The organism is Bacillus sp. FSL L8-0199, assembly GCF_038005705.1.
Classification (GTDB): Bacteria; Bacillota; Bacilli; order Bacillales; family Bacillaceae_G; genus Bacillus_A; species Bacillus_A cereus.
On record NZ_JBBOTS010000001.1, the window covers coordinates 3,295,774 to 3,316,225 of the forward strand.

The following is a 20,452-nucleotide window of genomic DNA, read 5'->3' on the forward strand; positions in this document are numbered from 1 at the left end:
CTATATTTTTATTAAGCTGATTTTTGTTGATAATAATCTACTTTTTTATTTTCAATTAATAAACTTATAAAAGTAAGTAAATAGGCAACTGTAACCGATAATGGAATTACAGTAAATCCTTTTTCGCTTCTGCAACATTCATCTCACTATCTCCCCCAAAATATTTGTACTAAAAAGTCACCTCAACCTCACCCATCCAATAACGCCAAGCTGCTAAATAATCTTCTAAATCTTTCGGGTGGTGCCGTAAACATGTATCTATACGCAAATATAATCCTATGACTATTTCTTCATATAAATCACGGTCTTTTTTATAAAATACACATTGTTTCATCGCATAACCAATCGTTTCTTTTGTTAAATCTTCCGGAGTTGAACAGAACGCATAAATTAAATCATATATAGGATCTCCTAACACTGGTAAAGGATCAATTACACCGTGCAGTTTATTCTCTTGAAATATAAAATTATGAAATCCAAGATCACCATGCAATAAAAATGGCTCATTTATTCCAGTCCCCCTACTTGGACTATTTGCTAACTTAAAAACCGTTCTATACTCTTCCTCACTTATATAACGTCTTACATTTTCATGAGCTTCCATCACATTTGTCGTTAAAAATTCATTCCAAGATTGAACTGGGCTTTCTTTCCATCCCCAGCCATCAACCTCTGTAGCTACTTCATACTTATTGATAACTTCCTTTACAAGTTTACTAAGAACACTCCGTTTATGGCCTAGTTTGCAAGAAGTTGTGCCCTCAAGGAATGAGTAAACAATATAGCGATTTAAAGGTTCCTTATATAAAAGCTTTGGAAATAATTCGTCCTTTTTATAAAACTGAAGAAAATAAGCTTCTTCACGTATGACATCCGATTCATTCAACTTTATAACGTATTGTTCATCTAACAAATATATAGTACTTGTCGTTCCCCCGTTTAGTGCTTTTACGCTATTTGGATAATGTGAAATAACTTTTTCCTTAACTAGTTGTGCAGTGATTATTGAAATGTCCATTCTCTCACCCTTCAACTCCGAATATTTCCTTAATTCAAAAGACAACTTTACTATTATTTGACAAACATAAGGGAATTCCTCCTAAAAATCTTAATATAACAAAAGATAATTTTATTTCATTTCAACTGCTTCCTTCAATATTCCATCATAAAGTTCATTCCATTTATGGTAATGCGATGTGATTTCTTCACTCCAAATGATCTTCATTTAATCTAGTAATTTCTATTGAATTATCTCTTTCTTTTAACTTAAGAACCAAACTTTCTACACCAAACACTTCTGTAAACGTATGACTACCTACAATTAAATTAATTCCTTTAAATTTCGCATGTTGCACTGTATATAATGTTTTTTCACCTGTTATGTACGTGTCACATCCTTTTTCTAATGCACGTTCAATCAAATTTGTATTATTTCCTGCACCGGTTAAGATTGCAATCCGTTTTACTGGTTTATCGTGATTTCTCCAGCTCTTCACTTTCTCTTCCATTTTTTCTTCAAGTTTTCCAACTAAGTTTGAAAAAGGAATGGCTTCTTTATATTCTCCTATTCCTGGTAGTTCTTCTTCCTCATAGGTTGAATATTCCAGTATTGTATCTATCCTAATTTCGTTAAATAACGATGTACACGTGCCAAACTTTACAAAATCTAACGGCAAATGAATCCAAAAATGATTCATTTCATATTGCTTCAATTTCTCAATACATGCCTCTTCCATACCAAATAAAAAACTCCACGGCGCATGATGTGTAACTATCATATCGACTCCATTTCGATACGCTTCTTCAATAGTTTCTAACGTTAAATTTGTTGTGTAACCGATTTTGTGAAATTCATCTTTACTTATATAAGTAAAACCATATTCATCATCGCCATATTTATGAAGATGCTCTCCAAATAGTGATGTTATATGTTCATTAAATTGCTTTATATTCATTTTTATTTCTCCTTTCATTTACTTTTATATTTCATAAATAAGGAAATACTAAATTACAACGTTACATACATATAGGAGGACAATATGAAACCTGAATTTTTAAAAGCTGTACATGATGCAATCGGAAATGTCGAACACATTCATATAGAGGAAAGCGGTGCTGACAGCTTACTTATTCATCATGATGATGCACAGCAGTTACAACAAGTTGCTAAAACGTTAGAAAATAATAATTTCCGCTCCGCTTTAAGAACAACTGGAAATGCTTCGTACATTGAAGTATTGAACAGATAATGAAAGTCCGGATGTATTCCGGGCTTTCTTTTTATCCCGCTATTCACCGGGCAGTAAGACCCCCACTGATTAAAGTTTCACTTTATATTGAAACTTCAAACTCTTTCACATACACCGCTGTTCCAGCAATATCTATTTGTAACTTCTCGTTTTCTATCCCTTTCGTTACATAAACAGTTACACGACCATCTTTATTTATTTCCTGTCCTTGCTCAACGATTAAACTCAATTCATGTTCAAAACCTTTCTCTAAATACTCCGCATAATACGCTCCCATTACACCTGAAGCTGTTCCTGTCACTGGATCTTCAATCGTCCCAGCGTAAGCTGATGAAAAATGACGGCCGTGCATTTGTGCTAGTTCATCATAAGTTTCTAGACAAATTGGGTGAATAGAAGCATTAGGTATTTCTTTTAATACTGATGGAAATGCAGCATTATTAGGTTTCATTCTCTCACATGCATTAAGATTTTTAATCGGTACAATTACAGTCCAATTACCAGTACTTCCATATACAATCGGTAAACTTACATCTAAATCATTTATTTCTAAACCGATACTATGAGCTAATTCTTCTTTTGAACCTGTAAATTCTTTAAACTGAGGTGCTGCCTGTCTCATTTTAATAAAGGTTTCTCCATTTTCATTTACACCTATTTGTATCGGTAAAATCCCAGCCTTCGTTTCAATCGTAAGGTTACTTTTCTCTTCTAATAAACCTTTTTCGCGCAAGGCAAATATCGTTCCTACTGTCCCATGACCACATAAATCCATTTCAAAACCAGGTGTAAAATAGCGCATTCTTATATCTCCTACTTCTGAGGAAAGAACAAAAGTTGTTTCGTTATATCCAACTTTTTCAGCAATAATTTGCATTTCCTCTTCCGTTAATCCATCTGCTTCTAATACAATACCTGCTGGATTTCCCTTATTTGGTTTATTCGTAAATGCGTCGTAATGAAATACGTTTATAGTCTTCATTTTCTTTTTCCCTAACCTTCTGTAAAAATTTTATAATAAAGCTCTACCTCCGTTTTCAACGAACAATTATTTCTCCAAAATATTCTCTGCATCTTTTCATTTGAAGTATGTGTGCTTCCGATGTAATAAGTAGCCTCTATTTCCTTTAACATATGTAAAGATTGAAGATGCAGCCGGGAAGCAATTCCTTTCCCACGATAATAAGGCATTACCCCAAAATAAAATAATCGTCCTTCACTTTCTGTTCCAGTTTCTATATGCGGTATGGACATACCAATCGGCTCATTTTTATCATAAAAAACAATACATGACTTTTCCCAACCCTTACCTAACTCTGTTTGTACAGAATAAAAATGTTCATCGATAGTTAAAATTGAAGTTTGATTCCCTGAACCCGACATACATTGTTCCCAAATATATTTAAAATCTTTTTCCGATAACGTTCCTTCTGCTATTGATCAATATGTATATTGTCTTTCAAGCTCTTCTACATTGTTCAATTCTCTACATACTTCTATCTTTGCGGCATACAAAGAAAAACCGGCATCAAGTAACACTTTTGCGCTTGAGTTATGACTACTAAACCTTTTGTTTAATACAATACTCGCTCTTTTTAACTCCCAATTAAAACAAACCTCTTCAAATCTACTTATCTTTTCTTTATATGTTTGTACGTTATACAAAACGTCTTCTTCGATTTCTTCAATCGTTACTGCATTTGGTAAGCCATTTAACACTTTTTTAGAAGGGCCAAACAGATTCTGAATGATTGCAAGATCGTATATCACCACTTTATTTCACCTACACCTGGCTCAATAAACTTCCCTGAAACATGCTCGTTTGAATCTATTACCCAATCATATATATTTTTTGCTCCTTCAGCCGGAGTCATATTCGCATCAAAAGCACCAGTGTCAGTCTTTAATTTTCCTGGGTGAATAGCAGTTACATGAATTCCTTTATCCTCAAACTCTTGTTGTAAACAGAGCGTTAACATATTTTGTGCAGCTTTAGCAATTCGATATGAATATGAAAACTGACCTTGTGGAAACTCTTTGTTCGCCATTTTATGCAATGAACCTAACCGAGAGGACACATTTATGATTCTCGGATGATCCGATTTAGCTAAAGCCATATATGTACCTTTTACAGCTCGAATTACACCTAAGCAATGAATATTAAATAAGTCCGTTAACTCTTCTGAATTTGTATGTAAAGCCTCAGTCTCCTTTCCAGTAATTCCTGCGTTATTGATAACTAGATCTATATACTCTGCATATTCCTCAAGCTGGTTTTTCATTTGCTCCGTACTCTCATCAACTGATAAGTCTGCTAATATAGGAAAACATCTGCAACTAAACATTTTCTTCAATTGTGTTAACGCAACCTCAGTTCTAACTAACGGATAAACGATATGTCCATTTTCATGAAACACTTTTACTAACTGTAACCCTAATCCGCGATTTCCACCTGTAATTAGCACTCTCATATATTCATCTCCTTATTTTTAAAATAAATAAGAAAATCCATCCACTTACCATTCTCTAATGAAAACGCCTCTCTCTTGCATTCAAAAGAAAAACCTGCTCTTTCCGCAAGACGAACGGATGGTTCATTATCAACATGTATATGTAACTCGATTCTATGAAAATGAAGACGATTAAAAAATAACGGTAACGCGGCTTTTACACTTTCTATCCCATATCCATTTTTCCAATATTGATTATGAATAGAGTAGCCCATCATTGCCCACTGATAGTCCATACGTAAAATTTTTATAAGCTCTAACTTACCAATATTAGCTCCGTCTTCTTTACGAAAAATACCTAATACGTACATCTCATCTCGATGTGCTGCTTCATCAAAGCCTCTTATCCATTCCGTGAACCATTCTTTTGTTGATGATGCCATAACTTGATAACCATCGTCATATTTATACTGAGATGGTAACCTCTTATTAAATCCATCTAACCAACTTTCATAATCATCTTTTTGAAACGGACGGATCATAAGTCTCTCTGTCTCTATTTGTAATAGCGGCAGCTTCATTTACATCTCTTCCCTTGATTAATATTTGAATATTCTTTATTATCTTACACAAAATACAAAATCTAGTAAATTATTATGTTTTTGATAAACAAGGGCCTGTTAAACTACAATATTAATTTTTGAGAAATACAAAAAGGAAACCCTGTTCTAAAGGGTTTCCTTTTGTCATCATACTACCAAACTTATCTGTAATTTAAAACGTTGTATTCTGTCTTTAATATTCCATAAACATCAACATCTTCATATGTATTTAATAAAAGTCTATTTTGTCTCAATGTGCCTTCTTTACGTAAACCCGACTTCTCTAATACTTTAATCGACGATCTATTTCTGGAAATGGCAGATGCCCAAATTTTGTTTAGACCTAATTCGATAAAGCCAAATTGAATCATTCTGTTTACAGCCTCAGTTGCAAAACCCTTTCCCCAATAATTCTTACCAATCCAATAACCAAGTTCACCTCTATTGTTACCCTTGTCAATTCTTAGTGTAATTGTACCTACAATTTCTCTTGATTCTTTAGAGACAATTCCTAAAGGATATTCAATTCCTTTCCTAATAAGTTCTGGTTGCATATCAACCCAATCTTGCGCGAACTCCAATTTATATGGATGCGGAAGCCCAAGAATATTAGCTAATTCCTTGTCATTAGCCAATTCTTTAATTCTAAAAACATCATCATTGGTAAAAGGTTCTATACATAAATGCTCAGTTTCTAATTTTATAGCCATCTTTTCTCCCCCTTGTACTGAAATTAGTTAGATCCCTTTATTTTCAATATTACACCAAAAACACAAAATTTTTAAAATCTTTATGATGTCTACTAACAGAACCATAAACAAAAAATCCAGTTATGCTTTGTACATAACTGGATTCCTCATCATTTAATCGTTTTTATTTTACAAGTATATTTTCTCTTAATTCCCTTTTCAATACTTTCCCTAAAGCATTTTTCGGTAATTTGTTCATAAATACAACTTTGGGTATTTTATAGCTTGCTAGTTTTTCTTTACAATACTGTATAATTTCTTCTTCCGTTAAAAATGTTTGCATGTCTTTTACAATGTACGCTGTCGGAACCTCTCCCCAAAAGTCATCTGGAACTCCAACTACTGCAACTTCTAAAACACCATGTATTTCATGAATAACATCTTCTACTTGATCTGGATATACATTGTCACCACCGCGTATAATAACGTCTTTATATCTTCCCATAATATGCAGGAATCCATCATCATCTATCATGCCAGCATCACCCATGTTAAACCAGTTATCTTTTACTACCTTCTTTGTCGCCTTTTCATTATTCCAATATCCTTTAAACATGTATGGACTCTTCACATGAATCTCTCCAACTTCATTTGTTGTTAGTTCATGTCCTGTTTCCGGATGAACAATTTTCACCTCTACATTTTTCAAGGTCTTTCCTACAGAAGACATCTTTTCTTTTCCCATCATTGGATGCCATGAGGTTACAACCCAACCTTCTGTACTACCATAGCCTTGCACCATATATATGCCTTTTTCCATATATTTTTGAATGAGTGTTTCTGGCACTTTTGTACCACCGCTTTGTGCTACTTTAAAGGTTGAAATGTTACGTTCTTTTTTATTTAGTTCATCAAGCATGTAACTATAAACGGATGGGAAAGCAAGCATCGTAGTAATTTTCTCTTCTTCAATCTTATCCCAAATAAGAGCAGGATTCGAATGAGCTAAGAAGATCATCGTAACGCCATGATAAATACAATTTAAAATAGAAAGCACGCCACTCATATGAAACAATGGATGCACAGATAAAAAGCGTTCACCTGCTGGGATTTCTCTTTGTCCCGCAATTTCAGCAAAATAATGATGTAAGTTTTTATGTCCAATTACACATGCTTTTGCCTGTCCAGTCGTTCCTGATGTAAACAAGTAAATGGCATCATCTTCTTCATGAACTTCTACGTTCGGTTCTGTCGTTGGCTGTTTTTGCAACTCTAATTCAAATGAACCAAAGTCTTCTTTTGTCGTTTGAATTACATAAGGAATTTCTTTAACAGCATCAACCTTTAATAACACTTCATTAAATTCTTCATCAATAACTAACACTTTTAATTTCGCTTCTTTTACAATCGTTTCTAATTCATAAACAGTCAGCTGATGATTTAGCGGAATAAATACCGCTCCAATTTTTAAACTTGCCATCATAACGCTTGGAAATGGGTGATTATTTTTGCATAGTATTCCTATACGATCTCCTCTTTGCACACCATTATATAACAAATAATGTGCAAACTGATTTACTCGTTCATTATATTGCTGAAACGAATATCTTTTCTTCCCCCCTACAAGCGCTTCCAAATTTGGTGATTGCATTGCTCTCTTTTGTAATAATTGTCGCATCGTTCTCAAGTAAAACTCCCCTTTATATATGTTAGGTTTTTTATTTTACCAGATTAACTATTAATTTACTAAAGATTACACTTAGTGAATATAAGAAGAATATAAAATATCCATTTACTTTACAAGTAAATGGATATTTCCCATTATATATTAGAATACTTCTTGTTCATCACATATTGCACATACTCAGGTGCACTTTTATCAATCTCTTCATCACTTAGTTTATATTCTGCACCATATAAATAAAAGGAAGGTATAAATTCCATACCTGTGTATAAGCATGTAGCTTGGAATGGTTTCGTCAACTCATCCATTGTAATTCTACTATTTTCATAGTCTTTTTCTAATCCACCTATAGAAATAGCTACACCAAATTCTTTCCCCTTCACTTTATCTCCTTTAGATCCGTATGCAAATCCATATGTTAATACATCATCGAACCATTTTTTTAATAATGGTGGTGAGCTATACCAGTAAAGCGGAAATTGAAATATATATCTGTCATGTTCTACTAATAACTTTTGCTCTTCTTCAATATTAAACTCCCAATTCGGTGCCACTTTATACAATTCATGCACCGTAATTTCATCCGAATATTTCTCAAGTTCTTCAATCCATCTTTTATTAATTTTTGATTTTTCAATATCAGGATGTGCTACAATTACAAGTGTTTTCATCTTTTTTCATCCCCTTTATAAATTATTCAACCCTTTACGTATTAGTATGAATGAGTCACATATAATTGAAAAGTACGTACTTTAAAGTGCTATAGGAACCTTAAAGTACCTGTGGAGGTGTTATATGAATCAAAATGATAATTGCCCAATTGCAACAACACTCGATGTAATCGGTGGAAAATGGAAAGTTCATATTTTATGTATTTTGTCGGATGGAAAAATGCGAACAAATGAAATTAAACGAGAAATCCCAAACATTACACAAAAGGTTCTTACACAACAACTTCGGCAACTTGAAGCTGATGGGATTATCTATCGTACCGTATATCAAGAAGTTCCACCAAAGGTTGAGTACACACTAAGTGAATACGGAAAATCTTTAATGCAAATAATGGATAATCTGTTTGAATGGGGAAAAGATCATCAGATTAAAAGATTACATGACTAAAAAAGCACTATATACTTTGTTTCATCCTCTACGTTCATATTTTTTATTTCTATAAAGTTTATTTTCATCATTTTTTAGCTAACTTGTTTTCTTAGATTGATGGACGTGACCCCACATCCATCAATCTAAAAAGATACAATTAGAAAAATGAGATTTCTATAAAGTTTCGCATATAAACACTACTTCAGCCTCATTAAACGCTCGCTCTACTTTTTCTAATCTCAATTGTACGTAAGCTATAAAGAAGCACCCCTAAACCGAGAATTTTTTCATTATTAGACGCATTAGAACCTAAGGTAATAGTAGGTACATTTAAACCCATGAACCTTTCACTCCATTCTATAGGCATATAAAAAGATACTCCTTAAAAATAAAAAACGCTATTCTCTCTGTAAAATCATAGAAAAGAATAGCGCTTTTTATTTTGAAATAGAAATCATCATTTAAACTAAACATGCTAATATTGATTTTGTGCGATTGTCAGTTACCTCATAATAAATTTCTAATCCTTTCCGAGTACCTGTAACCATTTTAGCAGCTTTTAATTTAGATAAATGTTGACTAATTGTACTTTGAGGCATTTGTAAATCCCCATACATTGTTGTTACATTAGTAGGACCTTTTGCAAGCATTATTTTTACTAAAGATAGACGAACTGGATGCGCCAATACCTTTAACACCTCAGCGATTTCTTGAAACATTTCTTTTTTTTCTTTCATCTTATTTCTCCCCTTTTATATACATATTTATGTTATCCATATATATAATTCGAAGGTATATGCGTTTTTGTGTCCGTCATTGAAAAAAAATATAAAAAAACTTTAATCCGAAACTAAAGGATTAGCTTAACATAATGTCTCACCATTAATGATGAATAGGAATCTCATTATAGAAGCAGCAGTTTTTATACTACACCTCTACATTCAACTAACTAAAACCAATGAAAAAAAGAGCAGATAGTCTGCCCTTTTATGATGCCTCCTTATGTTCCGTGGAATGTTTAACACTCCCCAGTCTCTTTAGTTTATTCCACCCTACCGCTACTCCTCGAAGCGATGAGAATATAGATTTAATGACAACATAAGTCATAAATTGACGATAAATAAAACGTTGTAAAATTAACCATGCCAATGGTTTTGGGTTCTCTTCCTCTAATTTAAATGCGAACAGAGAAGCGAGAAGATCCATTAAAAAGAATACAAGATAAAATCCTAAAACTTTTAGCGGATTACTACTAAATATTCCTATAATCATTAATATATCTGCAAAAGGAGCAATGAATTGCAGCACATATTGGAATAACCACATATTAGGCAGTGCAATAAATCCTAATGTTTTATGCTTTGGATTACATAACGCTTTTCGATGTTTCCAAAGACATTGAAGTGTACCATATGACCAACGATACCGCTGTTTAATGAGACTTTTCACATCTTCAGGTGATTCCGTAAAAGCATGAGCTTTTTCTTCATATACAATTCTATGCCCTTGACGTAAAAATGTAATAGTAAGATCCGTATCTTCTGCTAACGTATCTTCGCTTAAATATCCAGATTCAACTACATTCTTTTTGCGCCACGCCCCAATAGCTCCTGGAACTACTGTAATACAATTTAACTCATCAAAAGCTCTACGTTCTAAATTAAACCCTGTAATGTACTCAACATGTTGCCAAGTAGTTAACAAATTCCGTCTATTCCCCACTTTGACATTACCTGAAACTGCAGCTACATTCTGATCTTCAAAGTGTCTAACCATTAGAGAAATGGCGTCTTGCGCAATAATAGTATCCGCATCTAAAGTGACAATTATTTCTCCTCGCGATTGTTGAAACCCTAGGTTCATTGCCGATGATTTCCCGCCGTTTTCTTTCTGAATGAAACGAACTTTAGGGTGTTTATAAAATGTTTCTTTCATTACTTTTGACGTACCATCTGTCGATCCGTCATCCACAACAATAACTTCAAATTCTCTATAATTACTATCCAAAATTGAGTGAATTGTCTTGGCTATCACCTTTTCTTCATTATATGCTGCTATGACAACACTAACAAAAGGTTGATAGGACGAATTAATATAGCGAGATAACGTTTTTCTTTTCTGCTTCCATGCAAAATAAATTAAGAATAAAAATCGAAAAATCCCTAATCCAATAGCAATATAAAAAATAGTTGTTAATATATGCTTAAAGTATCCTGCCCCTGAAAAGACAGCTTTATTGTAAAGTAAATATTGCTTCCCCTCAGAAGAAACAGGAGGCATAATTTCATCTCGTTCTTTATTCATTAAATCTGAAATTGTTACAAAACTATATCCATTTTTTTTAAGTTCTTTAATAATAATGGGAAGCGCTTCTACCGTATGGGCACGATTCCCTCCCGCATCATGGAGAAGAACAATATTTCCCTCTCCCTTATAAATGGGAGTAAGAGCACGCTTTACTAATTCATTCGTTGATGGTGTTGCCCAGTCTTCAGGATCAACTTTTTCCGCCACCATTGTATAGTTCATATTTTGTGCACGCAAAATAGGCAATATTTCATTTGATGAATCTGGGTTAGCATCGGCTTCATATGGCGGTCTAAATAAAACCGTAGAATGTCCAGTTATTTCCTGAATTAAACGTTGCGTCGTATTAAGTTCTAATTTTGTTCGTAGTAAAGACGTATCAGCGACGTTAGGATGCTTGAAAGTATGATTGCCAATTTCATGCCCTTCATCGTATATTCTTTTTACAATACTAGTATTTAGTTGCGCGTTTTCACCAAGTACAAAAAAAGCAGCTTTTATTTGATTCTCTTTTAATATATCTAAAATTTCTGGCGTATATTTCGGGTCTGGTCCATCATCAAATGTTAATACTACTTGTTTCTCATTTGGTTTTCCATATCGTTGCACTTCATATGCAGATGGTAAGGATTGATATACTTCATCTGTAATATAACCATCTTTGCCTACTTTAAAATCTCTCAATCCATTTTTTCTTTCATTCTCAATCTGTAAAATTTCACCTTGTCCAGAATAATTCACTTCATCTAAACTACTGATTTTATGTAATACATTAGGATTTTTTTGTACCTCAATAGGATTTTTTAAAACTTTCCATATTGTAGGATCTTCTGCTCCTAATCTCCATAGCGCAAACCCCTTTGCATTATTGTCCATTGCGATTTTCACTTGATTATAAAGAGTAACACCGTCTAAGAACCAAGCAGTATGTTCTTTCTCTCCTGTTTTATATCTAAAATACGGATTTCCACTCATCTTATCCCATTGAATTTTTATATTTGAATCATGAGCCATTGCCATAACTTCTGAGAAAGTCATAGACTTTGCAGCTTCTTTACTATTTACTTCCCAATCGTATCCATAGTTACCGAAAGCAACTATAAGTTTATCAGACGGAATATTCAGTTCTTTTAATGTATGTTGGAACCATTTATTTGAAGCAATTGGTCCTGGTTCCCCGGCTCCATAGTGCTCATCGTACATCATTACAATCATACGATCTATTATTTTTCCTAATGCACTATAATCAAAAGCCTTATCATTAGCTGGAACATCTTGTGTGACGAGCAAATCATGTTTATGAAAGGCCGTAGTAAGTTCTTTCATAAAATTTGTTAAGTTTTCTTTATCACTTTCAGGTACGGACTCAAAGTCAATATTAATACCTGAAAACTGACTCTTTTTAACTTCGCTTACTAAATTATTAATAAATTTCGTCTTCACATCATTCGGCGAATTCAGTAACTTATGGATAAGCTCACTATCAGGGCCAGAAGCTTTTTCTGTATAGTTAGTAAGTAACGGCATAATCTTCACATGATTTTTTTTTGCTAGTTTTACAATCTCAGGTTTTATCTCACTTCTAATCGTTAAATCTTCTTTTAAATGATACCATTCTGGTACTAACGTGGTTAATGAATCGATATTTTCTTTTAAAGAAGCGGTACTATTTTCATCCCAGTTTACATAAAAACCATACACTTCTTTAGGATGTTTACTATCCTTCGGCGGATTCACCAAATTTTTATTATCCTTCGTTTCGGTATTTGGGTTAAATGCTTCCTCCTTTAACTGCTGATCACTAAGTTTTTGATTAATTGGTACCAGTTTCGTATCTTGTTGTACAGCGGTATTCATATTTGGAATTTCTGGTGTTGAAAAAATACTTTGAAAGAAAAAATAAAATACAACACTTACACTAACTATTGAGATACATAGAAACCAAATAAAGGCTATGTTTCTCCTTCCTTTCGGATCATAAAAAACAGGTTTTTCTTTATCTTTCTCTTGTTGAATGTTTTTCTCCATTATATTTTTCACATACTCCTTCTTAATAAAACTATAGAATAATAAAGTGCAACTTTAATCAGTGGGGGTTTTGTTCATCCCCCACTAATCATCAGCCCTCACCAATCGGGCTGCCCAGCAAATAGCGGAATAAATCCTTTTAGCTTTGAAATGAATCTCTCACTTCCATATTCTATTGATTCTTCTTTTCATTCCCTTGCTGGTGGCCTCTATTTTCTTGTTGAGACCCCCTACCATTGTTCCCTTGCTCGTTTCCGTCATTTTCTTTCTGGGATCCTCTTCCATTGTTCCCTTGCTGATTCCCATTATTTCCTTGTTGAGGATTTCTTCCATTGTTCCCTTGCCCATTTCCATTATTCCCTTGTTGAGACCCTCTTCCATTGTTCCCTTGCTCATTTCCATTATTCCCTTGTTGAGATCCTCTTCCGTTGTTCACTTGCTCATTTCCATTATTCCCTTGTTGAGATCCTCTTCCGTTGTTCACTTGCCCATTTCCATTATTCCCTTGTTGAGATCCTCTTCCGTTGTTCACTTGCCCATTTCCATTATTCCCTTGTTGAGATCCTCTTCCGTTGTTCACTTGCTGATTCCCATTATTTCCTTGTTGAGCTTCTCTACTGTTATTCTCTTGTTGATTCCCTCTATTTTCTTGCTGAGATCCTCTTCCATTGTTTTCTTTTATTTGCTTGGATGGCTGTTCCTCTGTTTTCTTTTGTTCTTTCTGCTCTTGCTTTTCATATTTTTTTTCTTTTACAGGAGACAAATCCAGTGATGTATCATGAGATGGCTCCGGCTGTGATTGCACCTCTTCTTCGTTTTCCACCGGATTAGACGGGTTGGCAGGAGGCGTAAGTGATTTGTTCTTCTCATTCTCTTGCTTTATGTAGACACCTGTGCCAATTCCAGCTTTTCTAGCATTCTCTCTTACTTGCATTGTGCTACTTTGATATTCAACTGTAATATGTTTTAGCTCATATTCTTTCTTTAATTCTTTCATTTCCTTTTCCAAAAGTGGTTCTAGTGCCTTGTCCTTTGCAACTGCTGTTAGCATAACTTGCTTATCATTCGTTAAATACTTATCCTCTTGACTTTGCTTTATAATAGTACGTATTACTTCTTGCAATTGTTTATTTTCCCATTGCTTCAATTCTTTTAAAATACGCCTTCCATCATCATTACAAGCCTGCAAATCTATAACACGAAAATCCTTTGTTACGCTCACCTCTAAACTTGGATTTATATCAACTGAGACGTAAGCAAATACTTTTTCTTCTGGTTGGTTGTAGAAAAACAGCACTGCAAATAGAAAACAAGCAACAAGTATTGATGCAGGCTTTAAAAAGGAAGGGATCGAAAAATACGATACTTTTTGTTCTTGCTCATCAAATGAGATTTCCTCCCCGATTATGCAAGAATCCCCTTTTCTTTTACACGTAATAAACTCTCCATTTGGTGTTAAAACAACTACGCTATGCTTTTTTATATCCATCACAATTCCTTTATTCATCATGCTTTCCCCCCCTTTATATAATCAAGAATGTATGTATAGTTGTTTGCAAAGATAATACACATTGCAATGATATATTTTCTATGACGCTCCAATGTTTTGCGACTTACCCTAACACGCGGTTCAATATGTTTAAGTGGTAACTTTTTCTTTCGGAACAGCTCTTCCATCATTTCCTCTTCTTTTATAATAATTTTCACAATTTCTATTAAGTGCTCACGCGTATCACGATGCTTAGGAGATTCTTTAGCAAGCTCTGAGAATGTGATTTTAAACTCAGCTAGCACACTTTGAAAATGAAGAATTTCCTCCTTACGGTTACTATTTTCCATCTCTTTCATATACTCCGTAAGCGACACTTGCATTTCTAACATTTCCTCTTGCTCATCTTCTTTTAAAAAGACAAAGTTATGTTTAGACTCCTTACGTATATAGTCAATTACATCTCTTTTTATAAGAAGATCAGCAAACGCTAAAAAGGATTTTCCTTTTGTATAGGAATACTGTTCAATTGCTTCGTTAAACGCAAACAATCCAATGCTATATTCATCATCCTGTTCTGTAATATATCGGCGGCAGACAGATGAGATTGATTTTCTAATAAAAGGCTGATACTGTACGATAAATGCTTCTTTATCTTCTTCGTTGTTTTGTATGTTACATACGATATCTTCTATTTTCGGTTTTCTTAAGATCTTCATTACTAAACTCAACACTTGTAATCTCCCAGCCTCCTTCAAATAGCAAAATGGTCACTACACAAGTGACCATTTAACCAGATTTTCTTGGTACTTTTCTTCGGTCTTGTTTTCTTGCTGTTAGTTATATTTTTAGAGTCTAACGTTTTCTTAATGATTTTTCCTTTTCTCTCGGCACTAAAGTTAAGTTTGTATTTTTATCTACTTTCTTATTTTCTACCGTTCGTTTTGCTTATTCTTTTTCTATTTTATCTGCAATCCTTGAATAACTCTCCTCTATATAATTGGTAATTTCATCCTTTTACTTTGGATGCCCACTTAATCTAGTAATTTTATTAATACTTCTATATTCTTTCATAGTCATTTTTCTTCTATTTATTTTTTCCACTATACATATTCGGAGGAGTACAAATTTTTATGGGGGTCAAAAAATATTTTTATAAAAAAATACATATTTATTTCAAAAATAAAAACCATCAATTTGAAAAAGGGTAATCAAATTGATGGTTTTCTTATAGTATCTATTAAATTAAGTTGGATTCTCATCATATCTAAAAAAAGTACTAGCTATCCTCTGCCGCTTTTCTTCACTTTTATCTTTCTTGGTTATCATAATATGTCTTATCTGCGTATTTTCTATCATTTCCTTTTAGATAAGCTAAAATTACTTTTGGATTTTTAAATAAAGTCCAGTCTCCATATGTATCAAATCTTCTGCATGAAGTTATCATTCCATTTTTAATAGTACCGAATTTCTTATTATTTTTCTTTCCCCACTCTTTTAAACGTTTTGCGAAATCTGCATCTTCTGCCATAAGCATGTTTTCATTAAATCCATTGATTGCCATAAAGTCTTTTCTATAGCACCAAAAAATCCCTACAGATATAGCTCCGTACTTAAAAAGTAAAGGGATTATGATTAACATTGCGGAGAGAAATATTCCTAAAGATATTCTTTCAAACTTCCCATTCACCCCACCACCAATGTATTTACCTGAAGCTAAATATTTATCTACATTAGACAACATAGACTCTGTCATTATCGTATCAGCGTCTATAGTAACGATTATTTCTCCACTGGCTATTTTAGCCCCTGCATTTCGAATTTTAGATAAGTTTTTATCGTTATTTTTCAATATAATACAATTATAAGATTTTGCTATTTCCTCTGTTTTATCTGTGCAACGATTTAAAACAACTATAACTTCCGTTTGCTCTTTATATGCCTCTGATGCCTTTGCAATTGAATCTAAACATTTTCTAATGTACTTTTCTTCATTGTGTGCAGGAATTATAATAGAAAACTTCACATCTTTTTTCAAATTAACTCCTAAAGATTCGTTTGTCTCAGTCATAATATGCCTCCCTTATTTTATAAGGTAAATATCTGTTATACATAACTTATATTAATATTTATTAGGTTATATTATAGAAACTGAAGGTAAAGAGGCTCTTACTGTCGACGTTCAAAAGCAAGACGTACAGTAAGCCCCAAAACTGCACCTTGAAAAAGCAACGATCCCTTCTCTGGATCTTCAAATTGAGGTAGAAGTGATACATACAAAATAGCAATCTTTGGAGTCAAAAGTAACCTATCCGTAGAGCTACTAAAACTACTACGAATAAAGCAAAGCAACATGTAATATTTCGAATCCACTTTTGTATATCACCAAAATACCTTTCTATAAATATAGCGTTGATAGTAAGCATAAGAAATAAAACAAAGAAAGGCAGCGAGGTATAGATCCATTTTTCTCTTCATGGCTGGAACTGTACTCCTTACCAAACTTCTAAATGAAATGTATAGCTCAGTAGTTACCTTATTTTTTCAAAAAACATTTTGATTATTTCTTTTTCACTTCTTCTACAAATTCCCATGTCTCTCCGTTATCTTTTGATTGATAAAGTGCACTACTATCGCCATTGTAGTCTCCATCTGCCCCTTGTCCAACTAACATATTAAAAACCCCATCTTTCTCATATGGCATACTAGGTGAATCAAAAGGACTTATTGTGGACTGTGTATGATCTAATTTCACTTCATGCGGCGGATATTCTACCTTTTTGAAAGATACTCCCCCATCATCTGTACGATATAACTCTCCTTCATTACCAGAAGGCCTAATTGCTCCTAAAAACCCAAGTTTATCATTTATAAAAGTGATTCCTGATACACTACCAATCCCCCCATTAAATGGGTCTGGATTGATAACCTCCCATGTTTTCCCTTCATCACTAGTCTTGCTTAATGAATAAAAAGCGCTCCCTAATGCTTTATCTGTCATATTTAGTTTATAACCAATTTCTTTCGATAGGAAAAACTGTTCTTTTTCATTCTTTAAATCTTGTTGTTTCTTCTCTTTAAGCATATCTTCTTTTGGAGGCGTCTTTGATTTACTCCAACTTGCGTCACTTATTAAATTATATCTAGCAGGGACTAGCTCTTTCTCTTTTCCAGGGACAAATATAGATACAGTATATCCAATGATATCAGAAGATGCTTCTTTAAGACTCTGCCCCTTACCATCCTCAGTAATATTAATAATTCCCTCTGTATTGGATCCCCAATTTCTTTTCCCATAATAAATCAACCCATACTTACTTTCATTCCATTTTCTAACCGTTTGCTTAACTGGAATCGCCTTAACCGTTTTAATTAAAGGTTCTACTAATTTATCATCATTATAATCAGGCTTTGCGTATCCGTCTCGTATTATAGTAATATCTTCTGATTTCTTCTTATTATAAGAGATTAAATAAGTTTCTTCTTTCCCATCAACATTTTTCCCATAAACAAATGTATCAAACGCTGTGATTGTTCCATCTGAATGAAATGTAAGATCAAAATCAGTTGCCATATACAATTTCTTTGGCAAAGGATATTTTTTATTTATATCTTCAAAAATACCTTCTACTCCAGACTTATATATATTATTATGTTTAAGTTTAACTGACCTTTCATGTTTTAACTTTTCTATAAACCATGCCAATTTACCATTGTAATTTATTGCACTTTTATAAATCTGCATCCCATAAAATGATGTAATTGCAACAATAATGATAATAGAAATGGATCTCCATGCTATTGAATTTGTTAATTTTTTAGATTCATATTCTCTATTTTTTATCACCCGCATTGTAGTAAATGTAGTTATGGATATAAAAAGTACTATACATAATAACAAAATGTAAATATTATAATTCATTCTTCCGTACTTACAGTATAAGGCCAACTCATAGCAAAAGATCCCGTATACAATTATTAGTATTGGATTTGTTACTAATGACAGAAGTATCCTTTTTGTATTTTCTCTAAATATAGAAACCACTCCTAATTATATGAATTACTGATATTAAGTATACTTTATTGTAAAGTAACAAAAAAGCTATTTAATCTTGCCGCAAAAAATACAATAGACATATGAATATTATATTCATGTTAAGAAGGCCAACAATCCAAGATTGTTAGCCTCTACTTCCCATATTCGTATCTTTTATCACTTTACTTCCTTACAACTGGAATCCACATTTCACCAAACACTAAGCCGTTTCTTTTCCCCATCTCAACCGTCGTATTTGGTCCACCAACATAAGCAAATTCATTTGCATCTGGTAAAGCTTGACCGAAGGCGATGCCAGTCAACTTTTTACTTAACTCTTCAGCTGTTTTGTCTTCCCCTTTTACTACTAAGTATTCTCCCCTCGGAAACTGAATCACTCTAGATTCTTCTTCTATTTGTGCTTCTGTCATGACACCCGCATAATACATCATTTTGTTATTCACCGCTTCGCTCACAGAAAAAATGTATTCATTTGTCGCTAAAGCTTTTAAAGTGTCCAGCCTTCCATCCTCTTTAACAGCCGACCAAAAGTCTTCCTTTTCTTTATTTATTCCAGCAAAGTCTGTGTACTCACTCTTAATTTCAGTTCCAATACCTAACACAATAAAGCTATCTTTTTCTTCTATAGTATAATTTTTCATATACAAAACCTGCCTCTTTTTTTATTAATCAAACGATTTATCTTTTCATCTGATACGTTTATAATATCTTTAAACCATGTCAAAAAATGATACTGTTTAGGAGACCAAAATGAAAAAAGTTGAACGGATTAATACAATTATGCGATATATTAACAACCGCTCCCACTTTACAATTTCTGAAATCATACGAGAATTTAACATATCACGATCGACAGCTATTAGAGACATTAGAGAAATTGAAGCTATGGGAATGCCACTTGTCGCTGAAGTTGGGAGAACGGGTGGGTATTTTGTTATGCATAATTCTATACTGCCCGTTGTTCGCTTTACTGATAATGAAGTGAAAGCTCTTTTTATTGCCTTTATGGCTACGAGGAATCAACAACTTCCCTACCTAAAGAGTCGTCAATCTTTAGCCGAAAAACTACTAGGACTCATCTCAGAAACCCAGCAGGATGACCTTGTTCTTTTAAATCAACTCTTGCTGTTCCAAGGAACTAATCCTCATAATCCCGATCTACTTGAGCTTTCTGATCTCCCCCATCCTATGTTAGAAAAACTCATTCAAATCCTTCTTTTGGATAACCATTTATTGATTACCATTAAAGAAGATGAAAAAATTAAGTCTTATCCAATTTATCTATTACACCTTTATCAAGAAAAAAGCCATTGGATTATTGAAGGATTTGACTTAAAAGAAGAAAAGAAGTTAATGTTTCCTGTCGATGATCTCATCAATATTGAACCATACACGACGAATAAAAGGCTCAATAAGAAAAAGATTTTAGAAAAACTAAGTAAGAAGGCTGAAGCAATTAACCTTGTACTTGAACTTGGTCCCACAGCAATTGCCCAGTTCAAAAAATACCATCCTTTAAAAATTTCAATATCTTATACTAATCCTTACCAATCCACAGCCATTTTAAAAACTTTTATCAATGTTAACAATCCCGATGAAGTGACGGAAATAATAAATTGGCTGCTTTTTCTAGGGAAGGATATTACAATTAGGGAAATGCCTGAAGAAATATTAAAAGATTTACAAGAGCGATTATGTTTATATTCCCCATAAGCAGTGATCAGTTAAACCTCAAAATATTGAGTTTAAGCAATCACTACTGAACGAGGCTTCTATGAATAATACAACAAAAAAGG

18 protein-coding genes and 5 pseudogenes are annotated in these 20,452 nt (G+C 33.3%); 3 read left to right on the forward strand and 20 right to left on the reverse strand.

Annotated features, from left to right (window positions below; genetic code table 11):
- Positions 1-11: 11 nt before the first annotated feature.
- The 3 genes and pseudogenes from NST86_RS34890 to NST86_RS17125 form a co-directional block, all read right to left on the reverse strand.
- Positions 12-128: pseudogene (locus tag NST86_RS34890) on the reverse strand (DUF7010 family protein); the annotation flags it as partial.
- A gap of 41 nt (positions 129-169) precedes the next feature.
- Positions 170-1,018: a phosphotransferase gene (locus tag NST86_RS17120; protein ID WP_000355249.1), complete on the reverse strand. Its 849-nt coding sequence runs from the start codon at positions 1,016-1,018 to the stop codon at positions 170-172.
- A gap of 187 nt (positions 1,019-1,205) precedes the next feature.
- Positions 1,206-1,955 (reverse strand): Nif3-like dinuclear metal center hexameric protein, encoded by a 750-nt coding sequence (locus tag NST86_RS17125; protein ID WP_001022450.1) that lies wholly within the window; start codon positions 1,953-1,955, stop codon positions 1,206-1,208.
- Between the two features lie 84 nt (positions 1,956-2,039).
- Here NST86_RS17125 and NST86_RS17130 point away from each other — a divergent pair, with 84 nt between their 5' ends.
- Positions 2,040-2,249 (forward strand): hypothetical protein, encoded by a 210-nt coding sequence (locus NST86_RS17130; RefSeq protein WP_000801654.1) that lies wholly within the window; start codon positions 2,040-2,042, stop codon positions 2,247-2,249.
- An 82-nt stretch (positions 2,250-2,331) separates the two neighbouring features.
- Here the strand turns inward: NST86_RS17130 and NST86_RS17135 are convergent, their stop codons facing one another.
- The 7 genes and pseudogenes from NST86_RS17135 to NST86_RS17165 form a co-directional block, all read right to left on the reverse strand.
- Entirely contained in the window at positions 2,332-3,231 is a 900-nt protein-coding gene (locus NST86_RS17135) for a PhzF family phenazine biosynthesis isomerase (RefSeq protein WP_086423498.1), read from the reverse strand.
- Between the two features lie 11 nt (positions 3,232-3,242).
- Positions 3,243-4,019 (reverse strand): annotated as a pseudogene (locus NST86_RS17140) (GNAT family N-acetyltransferase).
- Positions 4,016-4,720: an SDR family NAD(P)-dependent oxidoreductase gene (locus NST86_RS17145; RefSeq protein WP_001264499.1), complete on the reverse strand. Its 705-nt coding sequence runs from the start codon at positions 4,718-4,720 to the stop codon at positions 4,016-4,018. The pseudogene NST86_RS17140 and the gene NST86_RS17145 overlap by 4 nt, the downstream one beginning before the upstream one ends.
- Positions 4,717-5,280, reverse strand: a complete 564-nt coding sequence (locus NST86_RS17150) for a GNAT family N-acetyltransferase (protein WP_000775348.1) — start codon at positions 5,278-5,280, stop codon at positions 4,717-4,719. Before NST86_RS17150 ends, NST86_RS17145 begins: the two co-directional genes overlap by 4 nt.
- 182 nt (positions 5,281-5,462) lie before the next feature.
- Complete coding sequence (locus NST86_RS17155) at positions 5,463-6,011, reverse strand: GNAT family N-acetyltransferase (protein ID WP_000985518.1); 549 nt, start codon at positions 6,009-6,011, stop codon at positions 5,463-5,465.
- A 163-nt stretch (positions 6,012-6,174) separates the two neighbouring features.
- Entirely contained in the window at positions 6,175-7,677 is a 1,503-nt protein-coding gene (locus tag NST86_RS17160) for a class I adenylate-forming enzyme family protein (protein ID WP_140159050.1), read from the reverse strand.
- A 134-nt stretch (positions 7,678-7,811) separates the two neighbouring features.
- Positions 7,812-8,345 (reverse strand): NAD(P)H-dependent oxidoreductase, encoded by a 534-nt coding sequence (locus tag NST86_RS17165; RefSeq protein WP_000855232.1) that lies wholly within the window; start codon positions 8,343-8,345, stop codon positions 7,812-7,814.
- Between the two features lie 124 nt (positions 8,346-8,469).
- Between NST86_RS17165 and NST86_RS17170 the strand changes: the two genes are divergently transcribed.
- Positions 8,470-8,793, forward strand: a complete 324-nt coding sequence (locus NST86_RS17170; RefSeq protein WP_001072981.1) for a winged helix-turn-helix transcriptional regulator — start codon at positions 8,470-8,472, stop codon at positions 8,791-8,793.
- Positions 8,794-8,986: 193 nt separating this feature from the next.
- Here NST86_RS17170 and NST86_RS17175 read toward each other — a convergent pair whose 3' ends face one another.
- The 10 genes and pseudogenes from NST86_RS17175 to NST86_RS17220 all read right to left on the reverse strand — a co-directional run bounded on the left by NST86_RS17175 (position 8,987) and on the right by NST86_RS17220 (position 19,297).
- Complete coding sequence (locus NST86_RS17175) at positions 8,987-9,142, reverse strand: hypothetical protein (protein ID WP_001121202.1); 156 nt, start codon at positions 9,140-9,142, stop codon at positions 8,987-8,989.
- 94 nt (positions 9,143-9,236) lie between these two features.
- Entirely contained in the window at positions 9,237-9,512 is a 276-nt protein-coding gene (locus tag NST86_RS17180; protein ID WP_000660066.1) for an ArsR/SmtB family transcription factor, read from the reverse strand.
- A 250-nt stretch (positions 9,513-9,762) separates the two neighbouring features.
- Positions 9,763-13,110, reverse strand: coding sequence for a glycosyltransferase (locus NST86_RS17185; protein WP_086423497.1), 3,348 nt, complete (start codon positions 13,108-13,110; stop codon positions 9,763-9,765).
- 172 nt (positions 13,111-13,282) lie between these two features.
- The gene (locus NST86_RS17190) at positions 13,283-14,620 is read right to left on the reverse strand and encodes an anti-sigma factor domain-containing protein (protein ID WP_086423496.1); all 1,338 of its coding nucleotides are present in this window, start codon (positions 14,618-14,620) and stop codon (positions 13,283-13,285) included.
- Positions 14,610-15,333 (reverse strand): annotated as a pseudogene (gene sigI / locus NST86_RS17195) (RNA polymerase sigma factor SigI). Before sigI ends, NST86_RS17190 begins: the two are co-directional and overlap by 11 nt.
- 575 nt (positions 15,334-15,908) lie before the next feature.
- Positions 15,909-16,670 (reverse strand): glycosyltransferase, encoded by a 762-nt coding sequence (locus tag NST86_RS17200; RefSeq protein WP_016118353.1) that lies wholly within the window; start codon positions 16,668-16,670, stop codon positions 15,909-15,911.
- 128 nt (positions 16,671-16,798) lie between these two features.
- Positions 16,799-16,903: pseudogene (locus tag NST86_RS17205) on the reverse strand (LysE family translocator); the annotation flags it as partial.
- Positions 16,897-17,052: pseudogene (locus NST86_RS17210) on the reverse strand (DUF3963 domain-containing protein); the annotation flags it as partial. The pseudogenes NST86_RS17205 and NST86_RS17210, both read right to left, overlap by 7 nt.
- 107 nt (positions 17,053-17,159) lie before the next feature.
- Entirely contained in the window at positions 17,160-18,644 is a 1,485-nt protein-coding gene (locus NST86_RS17215; protein WP_080119278.1) for a WD40/YVTN/BNR-like repeat-containing protein, read from the reverse strand.
- A 173-nt stretch (positions 18,645-18,817) separates the two neighbouring features.
- Positions 18,818-19,297, reverse strand: a complete 480-nt coding sequence (locus NST86_RS17220; protein ID WP_033694178.1) for a GyrI-like domain-containing protein — start codon at positions 19,295-19,297, stop codon at positions 18,818-18,820.
- Between the two features lie 109 nt (positions 19,298-19,406).
- Here NST86_RS17220 and NST86_RS17225 point away from each other — a divergent pair, with 109 nt between their 5' ends.
- Positions 19,407-20,369, forward strand: a complete 963-nt coding sequence (locus tag NST86_RS17225; RefSeq protein ID WP_016118356.1) for a helix-turn-helix transcriptional regulator — start codon at positions 19,407-19,409, stop codon at positions 20,367-20,369.
- Positions 20,370-20,452: the final 83 nt, after the last annotated feature.